The sequence below is a fragment of the Spongiivirga citrea genome, assembly GCF_010671565.1.
GTDB lineage: Bacteria > Bacteroidota > Bacteroidia > Flavobacteriales > Flavobacteriaceae > Spongiivirga > Spongiivirga citrea.
The window spans coordinates 17,406-43,525 of record NZ_JAABOQ010000001.1; the positions used below are offsets into that span (position 1 = coordinate 17,406).

20 protein-coding genes, 1 tRNA gene and 1 pseudogene are annotated in these 26,120 nt (G+C 36.0%); 5 read left to right on the forward strand and 17 right to left on the reverse strand.

The window, feature by feature from the left end:
• Position 1: 1 nt before the first annotated feature.
• The 8 genes and pseudogenes from GWK10_RS00050 to GWK10_RS00085 all read right to left on the reverse strand — a co-directional run bounded on the left by GWK10_RS00050 (position 2) and on the right by GWK10_RS00085 (position 9,431).
• On the reverse strand, positions 2 to 1,111 hold the full coding sequence (locus GWK10_RS00050) for a glycosyltransferase family 4 protein (RefSeq protein ID WP_164028860.1): 1,110 nt from the start codon (positions 1,109 to 1,111) through the stop codon (positions 2 to 4).
• A gap of 1 nt (position 1,112) precedes the next feature.
• Positions 1,113 to 2,219 (reverse strand): glycosyltransferase family 4 protein, encoded by a 1,107-nt coding sequence (locus tag GWK10_RS00055; protein ID WP_164028861.1) that lies wholly within the window; start codon positions 2,217 to 2,219, stop codon positions 1,113 to 1,115.
• Between the two features lie 32 nt (positions 2,220 to 2,251).
• Positions 2,252 to 3,217, reverse strand: a complete 966-nt coding sequence (locus GWK10_RS00060; RefSeq protein ID WP_164028862.1) for a class I SAM-dependent methyltransferase — start codon at positions 3,215 to 3,217, stop codon at positions 2,252 to 2,254.
• A gap of 59 nt (positions 3,218 to 3,276) precedes the next feature.
• The gene (locus tag GWK10_RS00065; RefSeq protein ID WP_164028863.1) at positions 3,277 to 4,248 is read right to left on the reverse strand and encodes a polysaccharide pyruvyl transferase family protein; all 972 of its coding nucleotides are present in this window, start codon (positions 4,246 to 4,248) and stop codon (positions 3,277 to 3,279) included.
• A 5-nt stretch (positions 4,249 to 4,253) separates the two neighbouring features.
• On the reverse strand, positions 4,254 to 5,534 hold the full coding sequence (locus tag GWK10_RS18360; RefSeq protein WP_239540645.1) for a hypothetical protein: 1,281 nt from the start codon (positions 5,532 to 5,534) through the stop codon (positions 4,254 to 4,256).
• Positions 5,527 to 7,065, reverse strand: a complete 1,539-nt coding sequence (locus tag GWK10_RS00075; RefSeq protein WP_164028864.1) for a lipopolysaccharide biosynthesis protein — start codon at positions 7,063 to 7,065, stop codon at positions 5,527 to 5,529. Before GWK10_RS00075 ends, GWK10_RS18360 begins: the two co-directional genes overlap by 8 nt.
• A 29-nt stretch (positions 7,066 to 7,094) precedes the next feature.
• Positions 7,095 to 8,374 (reverse strand): annotated as a pseudogene (locus tag GWK10_RS00080) (nucleotide sugar dehydrogenase).
• A gap of 61 nt (positions 8,375 to 8,435) precedes the next feature.
• On the reverse strand, positions 8,436 to 9,431 hold the full coding sequence (locus tag GWK10_RS00085) for an SDR family oxidoreductase (protein WP_164028865.1): 996 nt from the start codon (positions 9,429 to 9,431) through the stop codon (positions 8,436 to 8,438).
• Between the two features lie 312 nt (positions 9,432 to 9,743).
• Here GWK10_RS00085 and GWK10_RS00090 point away from each other — a divergent pair, with 312 nt between their 5' ends.
• Positions 9,744 to 11,324, forward strand: coding sequence for a M28 family metallopeptidase (locus GWK10_RS00090; RefSeq protein WP_164028866.1), 1,581 nt, complete (start codon positions 9,744 to 9,746; stop codon positions 11,322 to 11,324).
• Between the two features lie 122 nt (positions 11,325 to 11,446).
• On the opposite strand, the gene GWK10_RS00095 is transcribed toward GWK10_RS00090, so the two are convergent.
• The 4 genes from GWK10_RS00095 to guaB all read right to left on the reverse strand — a co-directional run bounded on the left by GWK10_RS00095 (position 11,447) and on the right by guaB (position 15,132).
• Positions 11,447 to 11,522 (reverse strand) — tRNA-His (locus GWK10_RS00095).
• Between the two features lie 74 nt (positions 11,523 to 11,596).
• Complete coding sequence (bshB1, locus tag GWK10_RS00100; protein ID WP_164028867.1) at positions 11,597 to 12,319, reverse strand: bacillithiol biosynthesis deacetylase BshB1; 723 nt, start codon at positions 12,317 to 12,319, stop codon at positions 11,597 to 11,599.
• Positions 12,320 to 12,337: 18 nt separating this feature from the next.
• Positions 12,338 to 13,486 carry a trans-sulfuration enzyme family protein gene (locus GWK10_RS00105; RefSeq protein ID WP_164028868.1) on the reverse strand — a complete coding sequence of 383 codons (1,149 nt, stop codon included), beginning with the start codon at positions 13,484 to 13,486 and terminating at the stop codon, positions 12,338 to 12,340.
• Positions 13,487 to 13,659: 173 nt separating this feature from the next.
• Positions 13,660 to 15,132 carry an IMP dehydrogenase gene (gene guaB / locus GWK10_RS00110; RefSeq protein WP_164029529.1) on the reverse strand — a complete coding sequence of 491 codons (1,473 nt, stop codon included), beginning with the start codon at positions 15,130 to 15,132 and terminating at the stop codon, positions 13,660 to 13,662.
• A gap of 140 nt (positions 15,133 to 15,272) precedes the next feature.
• On the opposite strand from guaB, the gene GWK10_RS00115 reads away from it, so the two are divergent.
• The 4 genes from GWK10_RS00115 to GWK10_RS00130 all read left to right on the forward strand — a co-directional run bounded on the left by GWK10_RS00115 (position 15,273) and on the right by GWK10_RS00130 (position 18,222).
• On the forward strand, positions 15,273 to 16,037 hold the full coding sequence (locus tag GWK10_RS00115) for a Rossmann-like and DUF2520 domain-containing protein (protein ID WP_164028869.1): 765 nt from the start codon (positions 15,273 to 15,275) through the stop codon (positions 16,035 to 16,037).
• Positions 16,021 to 16,548 carry a KdsC family phosphatase gene (locus tag GWK10_RS00120; protein WP_164028870.1) on the forward strand — a complete coding sequence of 176 codons (528 nt, stop codon included), beginning with the start codon at positions 16,021 to 16,023 and terminating at the stop codon, positions 16,546 to 16,548. The genes GWK10_RS00115 and GWK10_RS00120 overlap by 17 nt, the downstream gene beginning before the upstream one ends.
• A gap of 97 nt (positions 16,549 to 16,645) precedes the next feature.
• The gene (locus tag GWK10_RS00125; RefSeq protein WP_164028871.1) at positions 16,646 to 17,236 is read left to right on the forward strand and encodes a Maf-like protein; all 591 of its coding nucleotides are present in this window, start codon (positions 16,646 to 16,648) and stop codon (positions 17,234 to 17,236) included.
• Between the two features lie 29 nt (positions 17,237 to 17,265).
• On the forward strand, positions 17,266 to 18,222 hold the full coding sequence (locus GWK10_RS00130; RefSeq protein ID WP_164028872.1) for a septum formation inhibitor Maf: 957 nt from the start codon (positions 17,266 to 17,268) through the stop codon (positions 18,220 to 18,222).
• 102 nt (positions 18,223 to 18,324) lie between these two features.
• Here the strand turns inward: GWK10_RS00130 and GWK10_RS00135 are convergent, their stop codons facing one another.
• The 5 genes from GWK10_RS00135 to sucD all read right to left on the reverse strand — a co-directional run bounded on the left by GWK10_RS00135 (position 18,325) and on the right by sucD (position 26,066).
• Positions 18,325 to 19,143 (reverse strand): prohibitin family protein, encoded by an 819-nt coding sequence (locus GWK10_RS00135; protein ID WP_164028873.1) that lies wholly within the window; start codon positions 19,141 to 19,143, stop codon positions 18,325 to 18,327.
• A 15-nt stretch (positions 19,144 to 19,158) separates the two neighbouring features.
• Positions 19,159 to 21,189, reverse strand: coding sequence for a VWA domain-containing protein (locus GWK10_RS00140; RefSeq protein ID WP_164028874.1), 2,031 nt, complete (start codon positions 21,187 to 21,189; stop codon positions 19,159 to 19,161).
• Positions 21,190 to 21,206: 17 nt separating this feature from the next.
• The gene (gene fabG / locus GWK10_RS00145; RefSeq protein WP_164028875.1) at positions 21,207 to 21,953 is read right to left on the reverse strand and encodes a 3-oxoacyl-[acyl-carrier-protein] reductase; all 747 of its coding nucleotides are present in this window, start codon (positions 21,951 to 21,953) and stop codon (positions 21,207 to 21,209) included.
• 179 nt (positions 21,954 to 22,132) lie between these two features.
• Positions 22,133 to 25,105: a M16 family metallopeptidase gene (locus GWK10_RS00150; RefSeq protein WP_164028876.1), complete on the reverse strand. Its 2,973-nt coding sequence runs from the start codon at positions 25,103 to 25,105 to the stop codon at positions 22,133 to 22,135.
• 88 nt (positions 25,106 to 25,193) lie between these two features.
• Positions 25,194 to 26,066: a succinate--CoA ligase subunit alpha gene (gene sucD, locus GWK10_RS00155; protein ID WP_164028877.1), complete on the reverse strand. Its 873-nt coding sequence runs from the start codon at positions 26,064 to 26,066 to the stop codon at positions 25,194 to 25,196.
• Positions 26,067 to 26,120 lie beyond the last annotated feature (54 nt).

Below are 26,120 nucleotides of genomic sequence, written 5' to 3' on the forward strand. Positions count from 1 at the left end.
ACTACTTCGACTTAATTATGAGATCATCCCATTTAGCCATAATAGCATCAACATGATATTTTTGCACGCTTTCTACACCATTATTTGCTAATCTCTTTCTTTCTTGTTCGTTAGAAGCTAATTTTATCAAATTTTCGACAAACGAACTTCTATTATCGTTTTCAACTAGAATACCATCGTACTCATGAGTTATAATATTTCTAGGACCCGTAGGACAATCAAACGAAATTATAGGCAAGCCTACTGATTGGGCTTCCAACAAGACCATCGGAAAACACTCTTGACTCGATGTCATTAAGTAAAGACTTGCCTTTTTCATTATTTCGGGGACATTATCAATGGCTCCCATGAATTTAATGTATTTATCTAAATGCAACGATTCTATCTTATCATGAAGCTTTTTTACATACCCCGATTCGCCGTTGCCATAAATATGTAGTTGCCAATCACTGTTATGTTTTACAAATTCTTGCCATATATCAATTAAAATATCCATTCGCTTGACATAAGAAATTCTCCCAGCTGCTATTGCAATTTTAGAACGGTTGTCATAATCAACTAGCTCCTTTTCTTCTATAGTTAAAACAGGATTAGGGATTGTTACAGCATTTTCAGACGGATAAAAATTACGTTCTTCCGGATTTAGTACCACTAAATGGTCATATTTTGATTCTAAAAATTGCTCATAACGCGTAAAAAGGGTTGGTTTTAATTTCGATCTATAAAATTTAGAAAAATGAAACTCTTTCACCCACCTGGCTTTGGTCTTCAAAAAAATAAAGAAAAAGCTAACTGGAATGTGATTTGCAACGATGACAACATCGGGTTTAATTTGATTTATTTTTTTTTGCAATAAAAAAAAATTCTTTGCCACCTTAGGTAAGTTTTTCAACCCGAAATAGCTTTTATTCCTGTCATATCCTATTCCAAGATCATGGAAATCGACTTCAGGTGACATTTTTAAAAAGGGCTCCTGCCCTTTTTGTTCTGTAGTAACAATATGCACGCTATAATTTTTTCGAGTACTCCAATAATTAGCTTTTAGCTGAATCAGACTCTCTATTCCGCCAATCTTGTTAATCGAATCCGTTAATATTGCTATCCTTTTCATTTTAAGCAACTAACGATTTAAACAGTGCGTCCCATTCTTTCGCGACATCTTCAATTAGATATCTTCTAACGTTTTTTCTTGCTTCTCCCCCCATTCTTTTTCTTAAACCTTCATCAGACATAAGCCTTTTTAACGATATTCCAAACGCTTCAACATTATCATTTTCTACCAGCAATCCATCTACCTCATTAGTAATTATGTCTGCGGGACCATGCGGGCAATCAAAAGAAACACATGGGATTCCAAAAGCCATTGCCTCAATTAGGACCATTCCAAATCCTTCTGATCTGGAAGGCATCACATAAATTGAAGCCTGCTTGTATTTATCTGCAATATTTTTAACCGGGTCATAAAATTCCACACTATTGCGAATATTTAACTTCTCGGCTAACTTTAAATGAATCCCATCCTTGTCCTTTTTGCCATAAATTTCAAGCTTCCATTCATCAAATCCGCCTGTAATCGTCTTCCAGCTATTAAGCAAACGGTCAATCCCTTTTTGGAAACCATGATTTCCAACCATAATTACTCTTTTGTTTTTTAACGTACTTGAATTATCAGGGTAGAATGATAGCGGATTAGGGATAACCTTTAAATTTGAGAGCTTCCACTCTGACAAACTTCCATTTGTTAGCACCACTACTGCATCAAACTTTTTGGCAAAAAAATTCAGTAACTTTTCTTTAAAAGTATACTTCAATCTATCAATAAAACTCTCATTGTTGCTATTGATAAAAATTTGTTTCGAGGCGTGTCGCTCGCATATAACAGGAATATTCTTATTTCTTCTTAATAAAGGAAGCATTAGCCCTTTTAAACCATCATCACATACCGAAATAACGTCAGGACCAATTTGTTTAATCAAGTTTCTAATCCTTGATCTGTATTTAAACAGATATGTTGTTCTATTATGCTTTAAATCAACATTGTGTATAGTTAGTTTCGAGCTAAAGGAATAAAAAAAGTCTCCGTGGTTTTCGTTAAGTGTCATGATATGAACATCATATCCGTAGGTGTCTGCAAGGTAACTTGCCTTTATAGACAAAACTCTTTCCAAACCACCAGGCCCAGATATCCCATTCGTTATGTAAAGGATCTTTAAACCCATATTAACATGTAAACCAGCTGTTTTTAAAACAATTACTTCTGAAGAACTATATCCAAATAAGGGTGGCAAAAACCAGAGGGGATTCCGTTTTTTAGTGATTTTAAAAACTTGATGTATTTCAATCCCTTAAAACCACTTTTAAGAAAAGTAGTTTTTTCATAGTTCATTAAATTACTTACTACATTTAACTTATTGAGTGGCGCTATGGCTACTTCAAACTCGTGATAGCTTACTCCTCTTCCCCAACGCAAAAACTTATTCATATTTGCTTCGTCCAAACTCTCGTAAGAATATGAGTCATTGAAAACCTTTCTAGGGGAAAACTTTGAATATGCATACGCTAGATCATCAGGGAGCCAATCATAAAAAGGCATAGCTGCGGTATGCGAATCGTAGTACCATAAACGATTTGGAGTTTCGATAACTGATAGGAATGATCCCTTAGGTAACATATCCCAAGCTGCTTTAAGCGAAACTAACCGTTCGTTTACCGTCATATGTTCTAAAACAGCGTAATATATTATAAAATCAAATTTTCGATCTTTAAAATTGGTTTCAATAGCATCGGCATTCATTAAGTGCATTTCTGGTTCGAACCCAGCAACTCTTAAACGATCTCTGCCAACAGCTAGCGCTCCCTCGTCAACATCTATGCCAACAACATTTGCTCCTTGCTCGCTAAGAGCGAGAGTAGATATACCTGTACCACAGCCTATTTCAAGAATATTTAATCCTTTAAGATTTTTAACACTATTCAGCCAAGGAGCTACTCTATTTCGATTGTAATCTAAACGTTCGAATAATTGACCGGAAATAGCATCTTCATACTCTACCTTTCCTAGGGTGCTTTTCGTATTGCCCCTATCCAGATAGTTTCTCTCTATAGATCCTCTTAATTCATTCAGTTGATCCTGAGAAAATTGAATGTGATTTTGACTCATTGATTTTGGTGCAGAAAAGAACGTCTTTTTAGCAAATCGTTTAATACTATCTTTCATAAGTTAATTGTGGTTTGTTAGTAGTTTTAAAGGAATTGGTTTTTTAAGAAGATGTCTTTTTAAATAGTTATTTTTTCTCGTACTATTTTCTTCAAGTTATCGGCCAAATCATGATGTTTTTCCAAATTTTTCACAATTGTTTCCTGAGTGATTTTACCGTTCCAATCAAAATTTGCTTTGAACTCGCCAGTATCACTATTGACATCTATCCGGTTAAAAAGTTCTAAAATACCATCAAAACGGCAGGAATCGACAAAACTATCGAAACCATTAATAAAAATTACCGGAGTACCAAGTGCAAGACAGGGTAAAGCAACATGTATCCTTGAAGTTATAACCAACTTAGCCTTTGCATACTTATTTAGTAAATCCTCGGCCATATCAAACTTTTCCTTTTCGGAATATTGATTTGAAGGCGGTTCTTGCTTTATAAATATAGCAGACTGCAGTACCGATTGATCAACAAAATTCTTAAGGTGTCTTTTGCTTTTGCCCAACTGAAAGGCCTTACCATTAAGAACATTCTTAACAGTATGCCTTGCATTATAAAATATTTTTTCAGGTCTGGGATAATTATAAAGCGGGTCTACTATATAGATTTGCTCACCTCTAAGAGAATCTTCAACTTTATAAGAATCCAGAGTTAAAGTTAAACATCCAGAAAAGTAAGCGTCAATTCCTTTTTCCTTTAACGTATTTGCCGTAAACTGATCTCTACATCCTATAGGCTGATGCTTTTTTAAGTAATTGATACCTTTTTCGCTTAGCATAAAAGGAGCCGCTGTATTGTTCATGTGAAACGACACAAAGACTGGATCAATATCTTCTGATGGTACCCAATTATCCACATTATGGGTGAACCAACCATTCATAATTAGTTTTGTCCTTTCGCCTTTAAAATCAGCCAATTTCTCACGGTTCAAGAACACATCAACTTGAGGCAAGAACTGCTTTGCAGCCAAGCTTTGTATATTATCACCAACGTTAAAAAAACGTCTATTTTCTTCATAACTAAGTAATCCGTATTTCATAATAACTATCTGTTATATCTTAATTTAAGGTAGGTTTCGTACAAGGGCGCCAACTTATTTCTAAGGATAAATTTCAACCTTTCTCGTTTTTGATTACTCGCTACCAATTTAGTTTTAAGTTTATTACTTATTTGCCCTTCTGCAATCGACTTGATAAACTTTATTTCCGTATCTAAATCATCAAATATAAAAGGATCTTTTGTGTCTTGGGCCTTTTCCTTCAACTCCCACCAAAAATAGTTCATACCCTTGCTGGAACTTCCCTCTCCAATGGTTAGAAACATTTTTTCATAAAACCCTCCATCTACATTAAATCCAAAATTGTTTGGGTCCTGTCCCGCAAGAACGAGTCCCAAAATAGTTCGGTAACATTTTTCACATTTGCTACAATTAAAACCATCGCGCCGTTCTGAATAACAAACACGAAGCTTAAAATTATTTCCGGTCCTTTCTGAAAAATCTGCTATTAAGTCTACTTTATCTTGTCTTCTTAATTCATAACCATCATGATGTACCTGTAACCCGGCCCAGGACAATATTTCATCCGTTTCCGGTGTAGATCCCCAGCTAATATCAACATCCTTTGTATAGGAAGATGCTATTGAAATATATTCATATCCCTTGACCCAGGACAAGGGCGCGGTTAAACCTAATAGTGCTATACCATGCTGAACTTTTCCCCACCATCCTAAATTTTCTATAAGTAAGTTTACTTTGTACGTGTAAAAATCTCTTACGTTCGATTCAATAGTATGTTTGCTGTTTTGAGAAAGTAACTCTTCATTATGGATAAACTCCTTCAGGTCAAACCACTGTTTTGTATCCTCAATAGCAATATCAGGGCCATGTATAGTAATAAGGTCTGGCTTTTGTTCAAAATTTCTGATATATGTGGCAAATGCATCAACCCCTCCGCTAAATAGCATTGCAGTATTATTTTTGTCTAGCGTATTTTTGACTAGATTTTTAGCCTTTAGTTCTCCGTTTAATTTTTTATTGGGATACCATTTCTGGAAAACATTCCTTAATTCTTGAATACTCTTATAGAAATCTTCGTCAACTTCATTTACATAAATATTAAATCCTGCGAACCAAGCTATTGTAATAACATTCGATAAAAAAGGTATAACCGCTAAGCTTTCAGGTACGCTACTAATATCTCTATCATATTTCGCATAAAACAAGTTTGTAGTTTTAAAATATTTCGCAGCACCAGATTTAGTAGTATACCGATAATTAAATCTGGTATTGTTTTCAACCAATTCTATTTGATCTAGTTTAAGCATTCTTCCGAGATTTTATAAACTTAGACAAAGGTGCTAAAGAGTCTAGTATCAAGTTCTTTTCGAACTGAATCATACCAACATAATACGATATAGGTAAAAAGATAACTGAATAAACTGACGCTTTCAAAACAAAATTAAGCCATCCCGAACCTGGTATGAAGTTTATAAGGTATGCCATTCCAAAAGCAATACCAATAGCCAACGCAGTTTTTTTCAATAGCTCTTTAAAAAAACGAAAAATATTAATAGTGATAACTCTGTGATAATAGATATTCATTACATTTTGGACTATAATCCAACCACAAACAGAGCCCGTGATCATTCCGACTGCTCCGAAATCGTATGCTAAAAATGCTCCTAAAGCTGTTCCCGCTATCATAAAACTTAAATATAGAATCGCCTTGAAACGTAACTTATTTTTAGCTTCCAATATTGAGTTTCCAAAGCCCTGAACTAAAGGCAAAGTATACGCAAGCATTATCATCATGGCAATAAGCCAAGCCTGATAACTACCTTCGACACCAAGTTCCCCGCCAACCCAAAGAAATACAAATTGTTCTCCGTAAAATAAAAAGGCACCTAAAACATACATGAGGACTATAAAAGAAATCCTTCCGATCTTAATCATCATATCTGTAAGTTCTTCTCCAGATGCTTTATCGACAGCCATTTGTGTTGCTCTGGGTAAAAAAACACTCGATATTGCGGTAGAAAATGCCCCATAATACGTACCTAAGGTTATTCCTATACCGTAGATAGCTAACACACCGGGTTCGCTCATTCTTCCAAGAACCCAATGACCAGCTTTCCATTGAAATATTCCCACAATGGCGAAAACAAAAATCCATGTAGAATAGGAAAATATTTCCTTTACAAACTTTTTAGAAAAATTATGAAGCTTTATACGAACCTTTAGTTTTTTAAATACGAAGTATACCGTAATGGCAATTACTCCAAAATTAAACACGGTATCCAAAATAACTAAGGCCACAGCTTTGCCTCCAAACAACAATAAGCCAACAACACTTAATGATCTTGTTATGTATTTTATAATATTCAGGCCCTTTGGAAAAACGAACTCTTCATACCCATAACATATACCTGTAAAGGCATTTCCTGGAAGACTGACTGCTAAGTTCAATACTAAAATGATGAACATCATTTTTGCTATATGAAGCTCATCTGGCTCCATCTTGGTAAAATAACTGTCGATAAACTGATAGAATATTAAACCTGATATTATTACTAGCCCTGCTATTATTAAGTAAAGCCACATAACAACAGCCAAAAAGTTTTCCTCTCCTTCTCCATCTTTCTCTGCACGATATTTCGCCACAAAACGAACTACTGTATTATTTAGTCCAAAATCAAACAATGAAATTGTTCCAACAAGTGCACCGATAGTAATATAAATACCATATTCCTCCTGACCAAGACGACTAAGTATAAATGGTGTGAGTAATAACCCTCCTACATTAATTAAAAAAATAGTGGTGTAATTTAAAACGGCTCCTTTTTTAAGTTGACTCACTTATTAAGTAGTTGGAAAAAGTTAATAGATTATAACCTTGCGGTTACATTTTCTTGAAGCACCCCCTTTACATCGTAAATAACTCCAGGATTCTTTAGTAATGTAGCCAACTCGAGCTCAAAAAATTCTCTGTGAGCTACAGTAAGTACAACAGCGTCGAATTTAGCTTTAGGAAGTTCTTTTGTTGTTTCCATTTTATACTCATGCTTCACCTCACTCGGCTTAGCCCAGGGATCGTATACGGTAACGTTAGTCCCATAACTTTGAAGTCCCGAAATAACATCGACCGCTTTTGTATTTCGAACATCCGGACAATTTTCTTTAAAAGTGATTCCTAAAACAAGAATATTCGCTCCCTTGACTTTAACATCGTTTTGAAGCATTAGTTTTATAACTTCTGAGGCTACATATTGCCCCATACCATCATTCAATCGCCTTCCTGCAAGAATAATTTCAGGATGATAACCATATTGCTGTGCGCGCTGTGCCAAATAATACGGATCAACACCTATGCAATGTCCACCCACCAAACCGGTTTAAATGGTAAAAAATTCCATTTGGTACCTGCGGCTTCTAATACGTCATGAGTATCAATATCCATTAAGTTAAAAATCTTTGCAAGTTCGTTAACAAAAGCAATATTAATGTCTCTTTGAGAATTCTCAATAACCTTGGCTGCTTCAGCAACTTTTATTGACGGAGCTAAATGTGTTCCCGCGGTAATTACAGACTTATATAATTCATCGACCCTCTTACCTATTTCGGGAGTTGACCCCGAAGTTACTTTCAGTATCTTTTCAACTGTGTGCTCTTTATCTCCTGGATTAATACGTTCTGGTGAATATCCTGCAAAAAAATCTTTATTGTACTTTAATCCACTTTCTTGCTCAAGTACAGGAATACATTCATCTTCAGTTACGCCGGGGTATACTGTCGACTCATAAATAACAATATCGCCTTTCTTAAGAACCTTACCTACGGTCTCACTTGATTTATAAAGTGGAATTAGAATTGGCCTATTCGTACTATCGACTGGTGTAGGAACAGTAACTACGTAGTAATTACAATCAGCGATATCCATAACATCAGACGAACAGTATAAACCTTTTTCCATTTGAGCGGAAGGAACCAAAGCTGACTTCAGGACTTCGTTGTCGACTTCCAGGGTACTATCTATTCCTTTATTTAATTCATCTACTCGGGCACGATTAATATCAAACCCAACTACGGCATATTTAGTGGCAAAAAGTCGTGCTAGTGGCAATCCCACATAACCTAAGCCGATTACTCCTATTTTTATTTTACTCAAAGTTTTCAGTTTTTATTTATAACAACTTCAAAGTCAAAAACCCTAACGAATTCTCTTCCTTTTAAAGATTTTCCCAATACCAACTAACAGCTTCTTTTAAACCAGTTTTAATATCAAATTCTGGTGCATATCCTAAAAGTGAATTAGCCTTGTCAACTGACGCCAATGAATGTGGAACATCACCTTTCCTGTTAGGTCCGTACTTCACATCTACATCTTTTATTTTAGAATCAAATTCTGATAAGTATTCTTTTAACAAACCAACTAACTCATTAAGATCAGTGCGCTCACCATAAGCCACATTATAAACCTGATTTACAGCATCTTTATTATCAGATAACATAGCCCTAATATTCATTTGAATCACATTATCGATATACGTAAAATCTCGAGAATAAGATCCGTCACCATTAATTACTGGTGATTCATATTTCATGAACTGCATTACAAATTTTGGGATTACTGCCGCATATGCACCATTAGGATCTTGCTTTCTACCGAAAACATTGAAATATCTTAATCCTATTGTATCTAAGCCATATGCTTTATTGAATATATCAGCATAAAGCTCATTTACATATTTAGTAATAGCATAAGGAGATAATGGTTTTCCTATTTTGTCCTCGACCTTGGGAAGATTTTTCGAATCTCCATAAGTAGATGAACTGGCGGCATAAACAAACCGTTTTATCCCTGCATCTCTTGAAGCCACCAGCATATTTAGAAAGCCTGAAACATTAACATCATTACTTGTAATAGGATCATTTAATGATCTTGGCACCGAACCTAGCGCAGCTTGATGCAAGACATAATCAACATCAGCTACTGCTTTTTGACAGTCAGATAGGTTTCTAATATCACCTTCAATAAATGAAAAGTTTGGACTACTCAACAGATGTTCAATATTTGATTGCTTACCTGTGGCAAAATTATCTAAGCAAACAACTTTGGCCTTGTTTGTTAAAAGCACTTCACATAAGTTAGACCCTATAAATCCAGCTCCTCCCGTTACTAGCACTTTTGCGTCCTTAAGTTTTTCCTTGAATGGGGCACTCATATTTTTATCCAATTGGAATTTGTTCTTAGTTATTTGCGGCAAATATCAACATACCTTAAAGCTTAAGCTACTTTTTGTGCCTAGCCGTCTATAATACCGTTGAAATTCAATTTAAGAAAAAAAGTAGGGTGTTTTTCCCTTATTCTTTACTTATACACTCTGCCGCTAATTTCACAATATTGAGTCTTAAGGTAGTATTATTTAAGCTTAATTACACCTTTACTTTAGTAATACAAATATTCACATTTTATTAACTAATTCTATACTAGCTTTTTTCAATATCTTAGCGCACCATTTAATTTTAAATCAAAAATGAAAAAAATACTATTTGTTGCATTGCTATCGTTTTTAGGATGCAAAACCAATCATCAAGCAGGCACTCAGGCCACTGCTAAAAAAACGGTTGCAGATCCTGTTACTTATGCAGCTACAATAACCTCAGGCGAATTGAGCGATCATTTGTACACCTATGCTTCAGATGAGTTTGAAGGAAGAGAAACGGGCGCTCCTGGCCAAAAGAAAGCCATAGCTTATCTAAAAGATGCCTATGTCAAAATGGGAATTCCTGCAGCAAATGGCGATGGAAACTATTTCCAACCTGTTCCTCTTGAAAGAACAGGGGTACCAGAAGGTTCTATAGCAATTGATAAAAGAGATTACAAAATTGGCGAAGCAGCAATTACTTACGCTGCTGGAAAAAGTGGCACAACTAATTTTACCGATTTAGTTTATGCGGGCTATGGGATTGAAGATGAAAAGTATTCTGATTATACTGATCTCAATATTAAAGGAAAAGTTGTTTTAATTAAAGCCGGTGAGCCTAAAAACGCTGATGGTACTTTTAAAATAAGTGGCTCAAGTGAAACATCTAAGTGGTCAAATCTGCGTCAAGCATTTGGTTCAAAAATTGAAGCGGCTAAAGATAAGGGAGCGGCTGGTATCTTGTTTTATGATGGTTCTAATATTCCTTTACTAAAAGGTCAGTATGACATGATGAAAAAACGCGCTGCTAGTGGTGGTGGTTCTATGAGATTAGCTGATAAAAAAGATGATTTTTTCTACCTATTCATAAATAAATCATTGGCAAATGCATTTTTTGACGGTATAGATACTTATGAGAAATCAAAAGAAATAACAAAATCATTTAGTATTACCTTTAATTCTTCTTCTCAAAAAGTGGATTCAGAAAATGTGGTTGCTTATATCAAAGGAAGTGAAACTCCTGATGAATATGTGGTGATATCTGCTCATTTAGACCATGAAGGTATTAAAGATGGTAAAATATATAACGGGGCTGATGATGATGGTTCTGGAACGGTTTCTATTCTGGAAATAGCTCAAGCATTTAAGCAAGCTGAAAAAGACGGAAATGGACCAAAACGCAGTATGGTATTCTTACATGTTACTGGTGAAGAAAAGGGATTATTAGGATCGGAATATTATTCTAACAATCCAATATTTCCAATGTCGCAAACGGTTGCAGACCTTAACATTGATATGATTGGGCGCACGGATCCTAAGCGTAAAGAAGGTCGTGCAGATTATATTTATTTAATTGGATCTGATAAGCTTAGTACTGAGCTACACGAGTTGTCGGAAGCGGTAAATACCAAGTACACCAATTTAGAATTAGACTATACTTATAATGATGAAAATGATCCGAATCGTTTTTATTACAGGTCTGATCACTACAACTTTGCAAAGCACAATGTGCCTATCATCTTCTATTTTAATGGAACGCATGATGACTATCATCAGCCATCTGATACGCCAGATAAAATTGAATATGAATTAATGGCAAAAAGAGCACAGTTAGTTTTCCACACGGCTTGGGAAGTTGCTAACAGGGATAAGAGAATTATAGCCGATAAAGCTGAAGCTTCAGCTGAGTAGGTAGCTTAAAAACAAAACTAAAATGCCAGATGAATCAAGAAATTCATCTGGCATTTTTAATTTAGGTCAATACGATCTAAAACAAAAAAATCTTCCTTGATATAGGAAGATTTTTCGTCAAAGGGTGGAAGACGGGATTCGAACCCGCGACTTCTGGTACCACAAACCAGCGCTCTAACCAACTGAGCTACAACCACCATAAAAGTTGCTTTTTCAAGCGGGTGCAAATTTAATATATTTCAATCCTACTGCAAAAGAAATAATGCAAAAAATTATTTTAAATCGTAAAGAGAATCTACCGCCAAAAAACGCTCTACTGTAAAGCCCTCCGCATGCGCTACACCTATAAGTCTTCCTAGATCTCTTGCTCGATAATCAATGCTATCAGAAAAATTCTTACTGCTTATAGGTGTTTGTGGCTGGTCGCTTTTTGGATCATAAAATTGAGAAGTGTAAGCCATCACAGCATCAATTTTATACTGAATAAATCCACTAACATCAACTACAAAATCCGGTTCAATATTTTTCCATTGAATATAATGATAAACCAATTTAGGTCGCCAAGCCTCCTGCCATTGATCATCTCCAGTAAGTTTGGTATCAATTTTAATCAAACCTGATAAAAAACAAGCATCACTCACTAACCTACTCCCCTTTCCATGATCAATATGACGATCATCTATTGCATTGCATAAAACAATTTCGGGTTGGTACTTTCGGATCATTTTTATAATCTCTAGCTGATGTTCTCTATCATTCTTAAAGAATCCATCCGACATTTCAAGGTTTTCTCTTACTGCAACTCCGAGTATTTTTGCCGCTGCCTCTGCTTCTTGATCACGTATTTCTGGAGTACCTCTTGTACCTAGTTCACCTCTTGTTAAGTCGACAATACCGACTTTCTTGCCATTCGCAATTTCTTTTGCAACCGTAGCACCCGCGCCCAACTCAACATCGTCAGGATGTGCTCCAAATGCCAAAATATCTAACTTCATACTCCTATAAATTGAGGCTTATAATTTATTGATTGCTTGTTCAATGTCTTCTATAATATCTTTCACATCTTCAATACCAACCGAAAAACGAATCAGTCCATCACTAATACCTTGTTTCTTTCTGTCTTTTTTAGATAAAAGAGAGTGTGAAGTTTGGGCTGGAGACAACATTGTTGATTCAACCCCAGCTAAACTCATCGATGACTTAATAAGCCTTAAGTTCTTTTCGAATTTCTGAGCATCTATGCCTTTTTTCAATTCAAAAGACAACATTCCGCCATAACCACTCATTTGTTTTTTAGCAAGTTTGTGATCTTCGTGGGTTTTTAATCCAGGATAATATACTTTTTCAATTGCCTTGTGTTTATTTAAAAACTTAGCCAATTTAATCGCATTCTTATTCTGTGCTTGTACCCGAATCGCCATAGTCTTCATACTTCGCTCGAGCATCCATACCATAAAATCGGCGAGACTGCCACCCAGGTTTTTTGCAACATTCCATATTTTATGAATATGCTCAACTGAAGCTGCAACAGCACCAGCACAAATATCACTATGACCGCCCATATACTTCGTACCACTATGTATGATGATATCAATTCCAAAATCAGCTGGGTTTTGATTAATGGGTGACGCAAAAGTGTTATCGATCATCGAAATGATTCCTTCTTTTTTACATAGCTTAGAAACAGCATTTAAATCTGTTATTGTTAATAACGGATTCGAAGGTGTTTCTACATACATTACTTTCGTATTCTTCTTAATAGCCTTCTTTAAGCTGCTAATATCCCAACCGTCTGCAATGGTGTATTCAATTCCGTGTTTCGCAAATTCTTCTTTGGTAAGATTAAAAGTACCACCGTATAAAGTCTTTTGCAATACCACATGATCTCCTTTTGAAAGAAACGCAAATAAAGTAGTGCTTACAGCGGCCATTCCTGATCCGAAAATCAACGCACTTTCAGTATGCTCTAGTGCAGCTATCTTTTTACAAAGATATTCTTGATTTGGCGTATTGAAATATCGTGGATATCGTTTTACATCGACATCGGTATATGCATACGATGATGACATATAAATAGGTGAAACAGCGCCTTTAAATTGATTATCAGGCACCTCACCCACATGCGTGCAGATAGTATTTAAACCTTTCTTCTTTGAAGCCATATTCTATTTTAATTGAAATTTAAAAGTACGGCAACTTTAGGCAACTACAAAGCAGAAGTTGGACCACTTCGCTTATAGAATCAGGATACGAGACGATTTTTTAGATGGAAAAATAGTCGAGAAGATCATTCATTTGACAAAGAGTAACAAGTCTTTGCTCTTGATCCTCATATTTATCTAGAATAATTTGGCGCCTCTTTGGTAATCGTAACATCATGTGGATGGCTTTCGTGAATTCCACTTGCAGTAATTTTCACGAACTTACCGGTTTCCTTTAAGGTTTCTATATCCTTAGATCCGCAATACCCCATTCCTGCGCGTAAACCGCCAATAAACTGGTGAATGCTTTCAAAAAGTTCTCCTTTGTAAGGAACACGACCAACAATTCCTTCAGGAACCAATTTCTTTATATCGTCCTCCACATCTTGGAAATATCGATCTTTACTACCTTGTTTCATTGCTTCTACAGATCCCATTCCCCGATACGATTTGAATTTACGCCCCTCATATATTATGGTCTCCCCTGGTGATTCTTTCGTCCCTGCCAATAAAGAACCTAACATTACACAATCAGCACCAGCAGCAATAGCTTTAGGGATATCACCCGTATAACGAATTCCACCATCAGCAATAACTGGTACTCCCGAACCTTTTATAGCAGCTGCAACTTCCAATACTGCCGAAAACTGGGGAAATCCAACACCGGCAACAACTCGTGTTGTACAAATAGAACCAGGACCAATTCCGACTTTCACAGCATCTGCACCATTCTCGACTAAATACTTTGCAGCTTCACCAGTAGCAATATTACCAACAACAACCTGCAATTCCGGGAATTTACTTTTAACCTCTTTAAGCACCATTACCACACCTTTCGTATGGCCATGAGCTGTATCGATAACTACTGCGTCTACACCTGCATTTACAAGTGCTTCTACTCTATCGACTGCATCTCCAGTGACACCAACTGCAGCAGCAACCAATAAACGGCCATATTTATCTTTATTGGCCATTGGTTTTTGAGTAAGTTTTGTAATGTCTCGAAAAGTAATAAGTCCAATAAGTTTATTGTCATTATCTACTACTGGAAGTTTTTCAATCTTATTTTCTTGTAAAATAACTTCAGCTTGTTGTAATGAAGTACCTTCACTTGTAGTGACGAGATTTTCACTAGTCATCACTTCAATAATGGGCCGCTCATCATTTTTCTCGAAACGAAGATCACGATTGGTAACAATTCCTTTTAAAAAGCCTTCTTGGTCTACAATTGGAATTCCACCAATACTATGTTCCTTCATATTGCTTTTGGCATCCTTCACCTTCGAATTCATAGGAAGCGTTACGGGATCAATGATCATTCCGCTTTCCGCACGTTTAACACGACGTACTTTAATTGCCTGCTCCTCGATTGTCATATTCTTATGTAGTACTCCAATACCGCCTTCACGTGCCATCGCAATTGCCATTCTACTTTCCGTAACTGTATCCATCGCAGCGGACACAATTGGAACATTAATCGTTAAGTTTTTTGTGAATTTTGAAGCAATACTTACCTCTCTTGGAAGCACTTCAGAAAAAGCCGGTACGAGTAAAACGTCATCGTAGGTTAAACCTTCACCGACAAACTTGGAATCATGAGCAGTCATAGCAATCAATCTAAAATTAATTGCGAGCAAATATACATCTTTTTTATGGTAGTTATCGTATTGTTGTGATAAGTTAACCTAATGGTAATTTCCATTTGAAATGGGTTTTCATCTACATTGATAATAGCTATTTTAGCAATATGATTCGAGTTGTACTAATCGGTTACGGAAATGTAGGTTTTCATTTATATCATGCTATAAAACCTTTAAATGATGTTGAAATAGTTCAGATTTATAATAGAAAGTCTTCTTTTCCTAAAAATCTACCGAAAACTACCCCTATTGCAAATTCGTTTGATAAACTTGAAGATGCAGATGTGTATATTATGACAGTAAGCGATGATGCAATAATTTCCGTCTCACAAAAAATTCAGCTTAAAAGTAAGCTGGTAGTTCATACATCAGGAAATACGTCAATGCATGCTATCGATAAAAAGCATCGGCGCGGGGTTTTCTATCCGTTACAAACCTTTAGTATACAGCGACAAATTAATTTTAGCGAAGTTCCTATTTGCATTGAAACAGAAAATAAAGAAGATGAGCAATTGCTTCAACAATTAGCTGAACATCTTGGCTGCACAACTCATAAACTAAGTACAGATCAACGTCGAAGTTTACATTTAGCAGCCGTTTTTGTAAATAATTTTACCAATCATTTATACCGAATTGGACATGAACTTTGTGAATCAAATCGAGTTCCTTTTGATATACTAAAGCCACTAATAAAGGAAACAGCATCTAAACTTGATGACTTGACCCCCTTTATGGCACAAACTGGTCCAGCAAAGCGAGGCGACTCAAAAACAGTCAACAAGCACCTTGAATTATTAGAAAACGAGAAACAAAAAGAAGTTTACACTACTTTTAGTCAACTAATTGCCAACCTATATGGAAAAGAATTATAAGGAATATTTAGAACATATAACCACATTCATTTTTGATGTGGATGGTGTTCTTACCGATGGCTCTGTCATTGTAACCTCAGATGGAGAATTACTACGAACAATGAATATTAAAGACGGTTATGCACTTAAAACAGCAACGACCAAAGGATTTAATGTTTGTATTATTTCTGGAGGAACGAACGAAGGTGTTCGTAACAGACTAAGCGCACTTGGTATTAAAGACATTTACTTAGGTGCTCATCATAAAACTGAACAACTGAAAGAATATTTTTCCACCAAAAATATCATGGCGGAAAATGTATTATATATGGGCGATGATATTCCTGATGAACCTGCAATGCGATTAGTAGGCCTGCCGACATGTCCACAAGATGCAGTTCCCGAAATAAAAAATATCGCTAAATACGTTTCTTACAAAGATGGCGGCAAAGGTTGTGTCCGTGATGTAATAGAACAAGTATTAAAAGTACAAGGTAAATGGACTGGTAACTTTGATGCTGATAATGCCTAATTGAGTTTAGAAAGAATCAAAAATTGGAATTTGGAATTTCCTTTATTGGAATTTTTCTCATAACCTTTTCATCTTTATAATCTTCATACAATATCATATGCTTCGAGAAAAACTAAGAAAATTCAATATTATTCTTGCTTCGGGTTCGCCGAGAAGACAACAGTTTTTTAAGGAATTAGATATTGACTTTGAGATTAAATTAAAACCAGTTGATGAGATTTATTCAGAGCGCTTAAAAGGAAGCAATATATCTGATTATTTAGCACAGATAAAAGCCCTGCCGTTTAAAGAAACATTAAAACCAAATGACATCTTAATTACTTCGGATACCATCGTATGGCACGAGGACAAGGCATTGGGGAAACCAAAAAGCAAGGAGGAAGCCTTTAACATGATCAAATCAATGTCAGGAAAAACACATGATGTTATTTCATCCGTATGTTTTACAATGACTGATTTTGCCAAGACGGTGAACAACGTAACGAAAGTCACCTTCAAAAAATTTACTGATGAAGAGATTCATTATTACATAGATACGTTTCAACCTTTTGATAAAGCTGGTGCCTATGGCATTCAAGAATGGATAGGTCAAATAGGTGTTACTAGGCTAGAAGGGTCGTACTTAAACGTAATGGGCATGCCTATGGCAAAAGTTTATAAAGTGTTAACAGATATTGCTGAGCGATAGCCATTTTGTAACTTTATAAAAAACCGATTATGAAAATGCATATCAAACATTTTTTAGGCGCCATAATTCTGGTGGCGCCAATTATAGCAATTACTTCGTCCTGTGCGGAGGCTACGGCAAATAGCAAAGAAAATAAAAACGTTATTACCGAAACAATTGCAGAAGAAATACCAGTAAACCCTACCTCTGAAGAATTTAAGAAATACTGGTACGCCGGTGAAGCTGAAATTACCTCATACGAACTAGAACAGGCACGTTATGGTGAAATCCGGAAAGGAAAAGCAGCGATGATATTTGTCACTGAAGACTTTTTACCCGATCGCCAAGTGAAAGCTGATAACTATGGTAAGAGTAATATTCCGGTTTTAAAGTTGAATGCAACCAAGAATTTTAACACCGGAATTTATCCGTATAGCATTATGAGTAGTACTTTCTATCCAGTTGCAAATAATGCAAATGCTATAAAAGTAACTACGAGCATGCAGGAATGGTGCGGACAAATCTATACACAATTAAATAATCGAGAGCAGTACGAGATTAAAGCACATTCTTATTTTGAAGGTGAGGAAGACAAAGAGTTTACGCTAGAAAAAACCAAGCTTGAGAATCAAATTTGGCAACAAATACGCATTGATCCAAGTATGCTATCGATAGGTCAGACAACAATGATTCCTTCTTTTGAATACGCAAGACTAAAGCATATTGAAATAAAAGCATATCCAGCTAAAACCGAATTAGATCCTGGCGATGACCAAACCACTTATACGATTACATATCCTACATTAAATAGATCCCTGAGTATAAACTATAAGACAGTTTTCCCACACGAAATTATTTCATGGGAAGAGACTTTTAAAAGTGGATTCGGACCAAATGCAAAAGAGCTAACTACAAAAGCTACCAAGATTAAAAGTATAAAAACTCCATACTGGAGACAAAATGCTAATAAGTTTGAGTCTATGCGAACTGATCTTGGATTGGAGTAGTTATCGTAAAATATCTAGCTTTACTCCATAAAAAAACCTCCAAAATATTTTAAGAATATTTTGGAGGTTTTTATTTTACATTAATTACAGTAGACTTATAGCCTAGTTGTTACCTAAAATAATCGGCAATCCTCCGCTCTCTCCGCCGCCTACTACAATTACCTTACTATTTGGTGATTTAGAAAGTTCTAATGTGGCTTGAATTCCTTTTTCGGTCAGGATTTTGTCTGTTAGAGATGCGCTTAAAATTCTGTTTGCCGCGGCTTTACCTTCTGCCTCAATTCGCTGACGTTGTGCTTCTTTCTCCGCTTTAGATAGTCTAAATTCATATTCCAAGGATTCCTGCTCTTGTTTTAATTTACGCTCAATCGCTTCTTTAATAGTTGGTGGCAAAGTAACATCTTTAACCAGAATTCTATTGATATTGATATACTGTCCTTCAACTCCTTTACTTGTTTCATCAAGTATTTCTTTTTGAATAACATCTCGCTTGCTAGAGTACAACTGTTCTGGTGTATAACGTCCTACTACTTCTCTAGCAGCTGCACTCATCGCCGGAGTTAAAATTCGTTCGACATAATCGATACCCTTTTCTTGAAGCAACTTGCCCAAACTACTTGGGTCCGGCTCAAACCATACAGTTGCATCTACTTTAATTTCCAAGCCATTTACAGACAGTACATCCATTCGGTATGATTTTGACTGCTGTCTAACCTCAAACTCAATAACCTTATTCCAAGGCGCGACTAGATTAAATCCTTCTCCTAAAGCTGGCTTGTCTGTCACAACACCATCTCCTAAACTTCTATAAAGTACTCCTGCATGTCCAGAATCAATAACTACTGCTGATTTTGCTACAACAACAATTAAAGCAATGACTAATAAAATAATCGGTAATCCAATCTTTGGTAAACGTTCCATCTTTGTTATTTTTATTTATATAAGTCCGTTGTATTTTCTTAAAAACCACTCTATTGAGAGGCTTAAAATGATGAAAAACAACAGGTATTTCCAGTTGATTAAAGGTATGACTTTTTCCTTAGATTTTTGGATCGTTTTAAAGCGCTCATCCTGTTTTAATTGATTGATCATATCATCAATTTGATCTTCATAAAAAACAGATCCTTCAGTACTTTCAGCAAGTTGTCCGAGCTTTTTTCCATTCGCAGTGAAAAACTGTTTCTCCACATCAAACTCTAATATTTTAAAGCGTCCGGAACGTGAAATATTCTTACCATCTACCTTAACAGTAAAATTATAGGTAGATGATGGCAAGGCGCTTAAGTCGACTTCAAATGTCCGATTTTTCAGTACAAAAGGAATAGTTCGTTGCTGCTTACTTATTGTATCGGTAATTGCTAGAGATAAGCCAACTCGCGGATCAAACTCATAGCTTTCGTTAAAGTATTGAGCCTCTATAGTCACATCATCATTTCCATAGTAAAAGGATTCGTAGTTAACGGTCAATCGGTTTTTCTTTTTAGAAGAAGCCAAGTATTGAATCACTTTGGCCATAAAACCATCAAACTGTTTAAAATCACCTGTATTTTGAAAATCTTGCGATCGCCATTTCCATAAACCCTCGCCTGATAAAACACCTTCCTTTCTTCCATCAATTTCAAAAGTAGCGAACAAGCTATTTTCAGTATCTACAGAACCTATACGCTGTGACAATAATACTTGATGCGGTACTTTAAAATTGAGCTGACCAAATGTGGTCTGTAAAGGTGGGTAGGTAGAAAAATCTGTATCTGTTATAAATGCATTATAGTTGATATTTAAAACAGGCTGCACTTCTTCTTTTTGACTAGTTGGCTGTTGTTGATAATTAGTTTGTGTACGATTTAAAAAACGCCAATCGGTTTTGGGACCAGCGATAACTAATTTGTTTTTCTTAAGTGCATCAGCCTTTTCAAAAACCGTCTTAAAACGATTATTTGGTTGAAAAAGTACTACTAAGTTGAAATCGTTAAGGTCGATATTTCTCAAGCTAGTATCTGACAACCAAACTTCTCGTTGTTCTGAACTTTCAATTGACTTTTTAAGTGCACCGATATCTGGATGCTTTATATCTGATACGATGAGCACCTTCGTTTTCTGATCAATAACCTCGACAGCAAAAGCTTTTCGGTTATTTCTTGTGTTTTTTTCGTCTTCTAGGGTTTGTATGTATGCACTGTATGTTGAAACGCCAATACTATTTGCAGGAAGCTCAAACGTAACTATTGCCGAAGAATTCTGGCTTGACAATTCCACTTTCTGCTTTGCAGCCGTACTTCTTCCTTTTGAAATAATAACTTCTTTTGAAATTAGAGAAGTTCCATTATAACTCACAAAAACTTCGACAGGAAATCGATTTTTATGATAGGCATATTTATTGACATTTACTCGATCTACTCGAATATCTTCTTTAGTCAAGGTATCACCCACAACCAATGGGAAAATATGCTGATTATCTCCCATTTTGGTATATTGATAATCGTTACCATAGGTTTGAATACCGTCACTTAGCACTACCACCGCTGAAGGCTGATTTCTATAAATTTCCTTTACTGATGCTAGTGCGGTTTCTAGATCTGAACGATTATCAGTAAATAAAACCTCATTTGCTTGATTAATTGTCTTGCCAAATGTGTAACTACCAATGTCGAACTTCTCAAGGAGATCATTATCTGCTTTCAATTTTGAAAATGTGTTTTTCAACAATGTATCTCTATCTATAAATGGGATAGAAGAAGAATTATCAGCTATCACTACCAAGTTCGGTTTCTCTAATTGCGTCTCGGTACTCTTAAACTTCGGATTGATAAGCAGTAATCCAATGAAAAACAATGTGAAAAAACGGAAAAAGGCAAAAAGAATGGTGTTTTTACCACTACTTTTCGCCTTTATTCTATAATAAAAAACACTTAATGCCAATGCCAGTAGTCCTACAAGGATGATTAATAAAATTGTGGATGTGGGCATTAAAAAGTGTCTATTTTTTAAGTTAACATTCCACCATCAACATTCAATACTTGACCAGTAACATATAACGAAAGATCACTAGCCAAATACACACATGCATTTGCTATATCCTCTGGAGTGCCTCCACGTTTTAATGGGATGCTGCTTCTCCAGCCAGCTACCACATCTTCAGGTAATTTAGCAGTCATTTCCGTTTCAATAAAACCTGGCGCAATTACATTACTCCTAATATTTCTTGAACCCAATTCTAAGGCAACCGACTTAGAAAAACCAATAATACCCGCTTTTGAGGCTGCATAATTTGCTTGACCTGCATTACCCTTCACTCCTACTACAGAGCTCATATTGATGATGGATCCCTTGCGCGCTTTTAGCATGGTACGTTGTACGGCTTTCACCATATTAAATACGGACTTTAGGTTGACTTCAATCACCTTATCAAAGTCTTCCTCATTCATTCTCATTAACAAATTATCCTTAGTAATGCCAGCGTTATTGATTAGTATATCAACAGTCTCGAACTCTTCTAAAACATCAGCTACTAATTGCTGAGCCTCATCAAAACTTGCAGCATTACTTTTGTAAGCCTTTGCTTTAATTCCTTTTGCATTTAGCTCATTTTCAAGCTGATTAGCCGCTTCAGATGACGAGCTATAAGTGAATGCTACATTAGCGCCGTGATCTGCAAATACTTCTGCAATGCCTTTACCGATACCGCGACTGGCACCTGTAATAATTGCTGTTTTTCCTTCTAATAATTTCACACTAGAATATTTAAGTTGGTTGTTGTTTGTTTAAAAAACTAATATATATCAAAGATACATAAGTCGGTATATGAATAATACCAATTCTTTTATAAAAATTAAGAGCAGTCGAATCATACATAGTTCTTATAACTGTGTATGATTCGACTGCGCTCAATCGGACGAGGTCCTATTTTGATTTACTGAATCTCAATATCTTTTTTGGCAAGCTCATAGTTAAATAAGTAATCGATATTCATTTCTTGTACTTTACCCATTTTTTCTAGGGCTTTCATATCGACGTCATTTCTGTTACCAATTACTACCATATTGTAATCTTCGCCTTTAATATTGTCATTAAAAAAGGTTTTGAGATCATCCATTGTCATTTTGCTTACGGCATTATAAATATCCTCGCGTACATCATGATTAATACCTTGGTTTTGTAGACGTTCGTAATTCCAAAAAATGTTTGATTTTGTGATACGCTCAGACGCTAATTTCTTCAATGTAGCTTCCTTAGCTGCTTGAAATTGCTCCTCAGACTCTGGCATGTCATTCATCAACTCTAACATCGCATCGACTGCCTGGGGCATTTTGTTAGCTTGGGTACCAATATATGCCATTACATAGTTAGATTCGTCTTTCTTTCTGGCATTTGAATAAAAAGAGTAGGCCGAATACGCTAATGACTTAGATTCACGAATTTCTTGAAAAACTATTGACGATAACCCAGCTCCGAAATAGGTGTTAAACAACCTTGAGGCTGCCAAGTTCTCGGTTGAGAATGGATCACTTTTAGCTACAAACATCATTTCGGCCTGTACCATATCGTAATTCGCAAAATATACATTTCCGCCCGTTTCTTTTTCTTCATATTTCACGGCTGGTGCATAATCTCTTAGCGTTTCTGGAGTGCTATGTTTTTCGTCTAGAGCTGCCACGGCATTTTCAACATCTTTACCATAATAAAAAACACGTTGTTTGAAATTTCTAAGATCCTTAACAATATCAACGAGCTCTTCAGGATTCAATTCCTTTAACTCACTTGTTTGAATGATATCACGCAAACGAGAATTCTCTCCGTACTTAGCATAATTCATTAGGCCGGACTGCAGAATACGTCCTTTTTGTAGTTTGTTGTCTTGACGCCTCTTATCAATCTGCGCAACATATTTATTATATGTTTCTTGATCGGCCACGGCGTTTGACCATAGGTGTTCTAGTAAATCAAGCCCCTTAGACAAGTTTTCTTTTAAACCGCTCAAGCCAACATATGATTTATCATTTCCTGCACTTACATAATAGTTGATACCAAGTTTATAAAACTCTTTTTTCAATTCCTCAGGCGAGTACTTATCTGTGCCCAAATACTCTAAATACCCAATAGCTGTAGCGAGTTTTTTATCATTATCACGTCCCATATCAAATATGATATTAAGATTGAAAAGGTCGTTGGTCTTATTTTCAATATAGGCAACTTCTAATCCAGACTTCGTTTTTGTCTTCTTAATTTCACTTGCATAATCAACATACTTTGGCGTTAATTTAGATGAAGGGGTCTCATTAAATGCCTTGATAAAATCCGACTGTTTGTCTCTATTTAATTGCACTGGGGTAATCCCTGGATTTTCAACTTTGGCAATATTTTCATCAAGGCCTTTTCTTTTGTATACAATTACGTAATTGTCATTGTAGTGATTGTTTGCAAAATCAACTAACTCCTGTTTGGTAATTTTCTTGAGATCATCAGCAAACTTAACTTTATCACTCCAATTTTGGAACTTCGTAAACGCATCAACGTAGGCAAATGCAGTTGAGGATGCGTTTTCGTACTGGCGCATTTCGCTAAGCTTTAAATCATTTACTACGGCATCAATCATCCAGTCTTCGAAATTTCCTTTTTTAATTTCTTCAATTTGTGAAAGCAGTAAATCCTTAACTTCTTCTAAAGTCTGATCCGCCTTTGGTGTACCATCTAAAAAGTGCACACCATTATCAATATTAACAGTCGTAAATGAACTTGCTCTTTGTACCTTTTGCGATTGGTTCAAATTCAAATCGATTAAACCGGCTTGGCTATTGGCTAAAATGAAATCGATGAGATATACATATTTCTCATTTTCACTTCCTAACCCACCTTCGGTTCTATAAGCTACATAAACTGATTCCGCTGTTGGGCCAAATACCTCGCGAACTTTAGGAGCCGTAATAGGAGCTTCACTTTCGAAAACTGGGTGGGTTACTTCTTTTGATTTATACCCACCAAATGCTTTATCTACCTTTTGTATTGTTTCATCATAATCTAGGTCGCCTACCATTACAACAGCCATGTTATTAGGCACATAATAGGTATCAAAATAATTTTGGATAGCTACCAACGATGGATTCTTTAAATGATCAGAAGTACCAATTGTTGTCTGGGTACCATAGGGATGTGTAGGAAACAACTCCTCCCATACGGCAAAGTATTTCTTACGACCGTCACTATCCTGTCCGCGATTGAATTCTTCATAAACTGCTTCAATTTCAGTATGGAATAGTCGAAGTACCAGCTGACTAAAACGCTCACTTTCCACTTTCAACCATTTGTCCAATTCATTCGATGGTATTTTGTTTACATACACCGTTTCTTCAAACGATGTCCAGGCATTTGTACCTTCGGCACCTAAAGAAGCAACCATTTTGTCATATTCATTCGCAATCGAAATTTTTGAAGCTTCCTGTGAAACCTCATCAATCTTTTTGTAAATGGCTTTTTTCTTTTCAGGATCAGTTTCGGCCTTATGGTCTTCATATAACTGTTTTATCTGATCTAGATACACTTTCTCTGCTTCATAATCTGTAGTGCCTATTTCATCTGTACCTTTAAATACCATATGCTCTAGATAATGAGCAAGTCCAGTATTATCTGCGGGATCATATTTTGACCCTGCCCTTACGGGAATAAATGTTTGAATTTTAGGCTCTTCTTCGTTTTTACTTAGATAAACTTTTAGGCCATTATCTAAAGTATATAACCGCAATCCTGTAGGGTCATTTTCAACGGTTTCGTAGGAATAGCCATTAGCATCAGTTTGAGTACTTACCTTGTATGTTTTAGTTTCCTTTTTGTCGCAACTAATTACTGCTAGAGCAAGTGCAGCAAATACAAGTATTTTATTGAATTTCATATGGTTGAATATTGATTAATAAAAAAATCCACCCCCAAGGTATGAGGATGGATTTAAACTAAAATTTTTTTATATAATTTTTAACAGGCTAGCCTAATACTTCGGCAACTTTGATACCTATTGTTGCAGGAGAATCTACTACGTGAATACCACATTCTCTCATGATGCGTTTCTTAGCTTGTGCGGTGTCATCAGAACCACCTACGATTGCTCCAGCATGTCCCATAGTACGACCCGCGGGTGCAGTTTCTCCAGCGATGAAACCAACAACCGGTTTTTTAGATCCGCTTTCTTTGTACCACTGTGCTGCATCCGCTTCTAACTGACCACCAATCTCACCGATCATTACTACGCATTCCGTTTCAGGGTCATTTATTAATAGCTCAACGGCTTCCTTAGTAGTTGTTCCAATAATTGGGTCACCACCAATACCAATTGCCGTTGTAATGCCTAAACCTTGCTTTACAACTTGATCCGCAGCTTCGTATGTCAATGTACCTGATTTAGATACGATACCTACTTTTCCTTTTTTGAAAACAAAACCAGGCATGATACCCACTTTCGCTTCTCCTGGTGTAATAACACCCGGGCAGTTAGGACCTACCAAACGACAGTCACGCCCTTTGATATAATTTGATGCCGTGATCATATCCGCCACTGGAATACCTTCTGTGATAGTAATAATCACTTTAATCCCGGCGTCAGCTGCCTCCATAATTGCGTCAGCAGCAAAGGCTGGTGGGACGAAAATAATTGTGGTATCAGCTCCGACTTTTTCTACAGCTTCTTTAACAGTATTAAAAACAGGCTTATCTAGATGTGTTTGTCCACCTTTTCCTGGAGTAACACCACCAACAACATTAGTTCCGTATTCGATCATTTGACCTGCGTGGAATGTGCCTTCACTACCTGTGAATCCTTGGACAATTATTTTAGAATCTTTATTTACAAGTACACTCATTTCTGATTGTTTTATTCCCGACAAAAATAGTTGTTGGGGGCTGTTTTAAAAAGC

Bases quoted from the DNA above. Each gene is read 5' to 3' on its own strand.
- GWK10_RS00120 (WP_164028870.1), top strand. From the start codon at position 16,021: ATGGAAAAGAATTATAAGGAATATTTAGAACATATAACCACATTCATT.
- GWK10_RS00115 (WP_164028869.1), top strand. From the start codon at position 15,273: ATGATTCGAGTTGTACTAATCGGTTACGGAAATGTAGGTTTTCATTTA.
- GWK10_RS00130 (WP_164028872.1), top strand. From the start codon at position 17,266: ATGAAAATGCATATCAAACATTTTTTAGGCGCCATAATTCTGGTGGCG.
- GWK10_RS00050 (WP_164028860.1), bottom strand. From the start codon at position 1,111: ATGAAAAGGATAGCAATATTAACGGATTCGATTAACAAGATTGGCGGA.
- GWK10_RS00065 (WP_164028863.1), bottom strand. From the start codon at position 4,248: ATGAAATACGGATTACTTAGTTATGAAGAAAATAGACGTTTTTTTAAC.
- GWK10_RS00150 (WP_164028876.1), bottom strand. From the start codon at position 25,105: ATGAAATTCAATAAAATACTTGTATTTGCTGCACTTGCTCTAGCAGTA.
- GWK10_RS00060 (WP_164028862.1), bottom strand. From the start codon at position 3,217: ATGAAAGATAGTATTAAACGATTTGCTAAAAAGACGTTCTTTTCTGCA.
- GWK10_RS00085 (WP_164028865.1), bottom strand. From the start codon at position 9,431: ATGAGTGCCCCATTCAAGGAAAAACTTAAGGACGCAAAAGTGCTAGTA.
- GWK10_RS00055 (WP_164028861.1), bottom strand. From the start codon at position 2,219: ATGGGTTTAAAGATCCTTTACATAACGAATGGGATATCTGGGCCTGGT.
- sucD (WP_164028877.1), bottom strand. From the start codon at position 26,066: ATGAGTGTACTTGTAAATAAAGATTCTAAAATAATTGTCCAAGGATTC.
- bshB1 (WP_164028867.1), bottom strand. From the start codon at position 12,319: ATGAAGTTAGATATTTTGGCATTTGGAGCACATCCTGACGATGTTGAG.
- GWK10_RS00125 (WP_164028871.1), top strand. From the start codon at position 16,646: ATGCTTCGAGAAAAACTAAGAAAATTCAATATTATTCTTGCTTCGGGT.
- GWK10_RS00090 (WP_164028866.1), top strand. From the start codon at position 9,744: ATGAAAAAAATACTATTTGTTGCATTGCTATCGTTTTTAGGATGCAAA.
- guaB (WP_164029529.1), bottom strand. From the start codon at position 15,132: ATGACTGCTCATGATTCCAAGTTTGTCGGTGAAGGTTTAACCTACGAT.
- GWK10_RS00105 (WP_164028868.1), bottom strand. From the start codon at position 13,486: ATGGCTTCAAAGAAGAAAGGTTTAAATACTATCTGCACGCATGTGGGT.
- GWK10_RS00140 (WP_164028874.1), bottom strand. From the start codon at position 21,189: ATGCCCACATCCACAATTTTATTAATCATCCTTGTAGGACTACTGGCA.
- GWK10_RS00135 (WP_164028873.1), bottom strand. From the start codon at position 19,143: ATGGAACGTTTACCAAAGATTGGATTACCGATTATTTTATTAGTCATT.
- GWK10_RS18360 (WP_239540645.1), bottom strand. From the start codon at position 5,534: ATGCTTAAACTAGATCAAATAGAATTGGTTGAAAACAATACCAGATTT.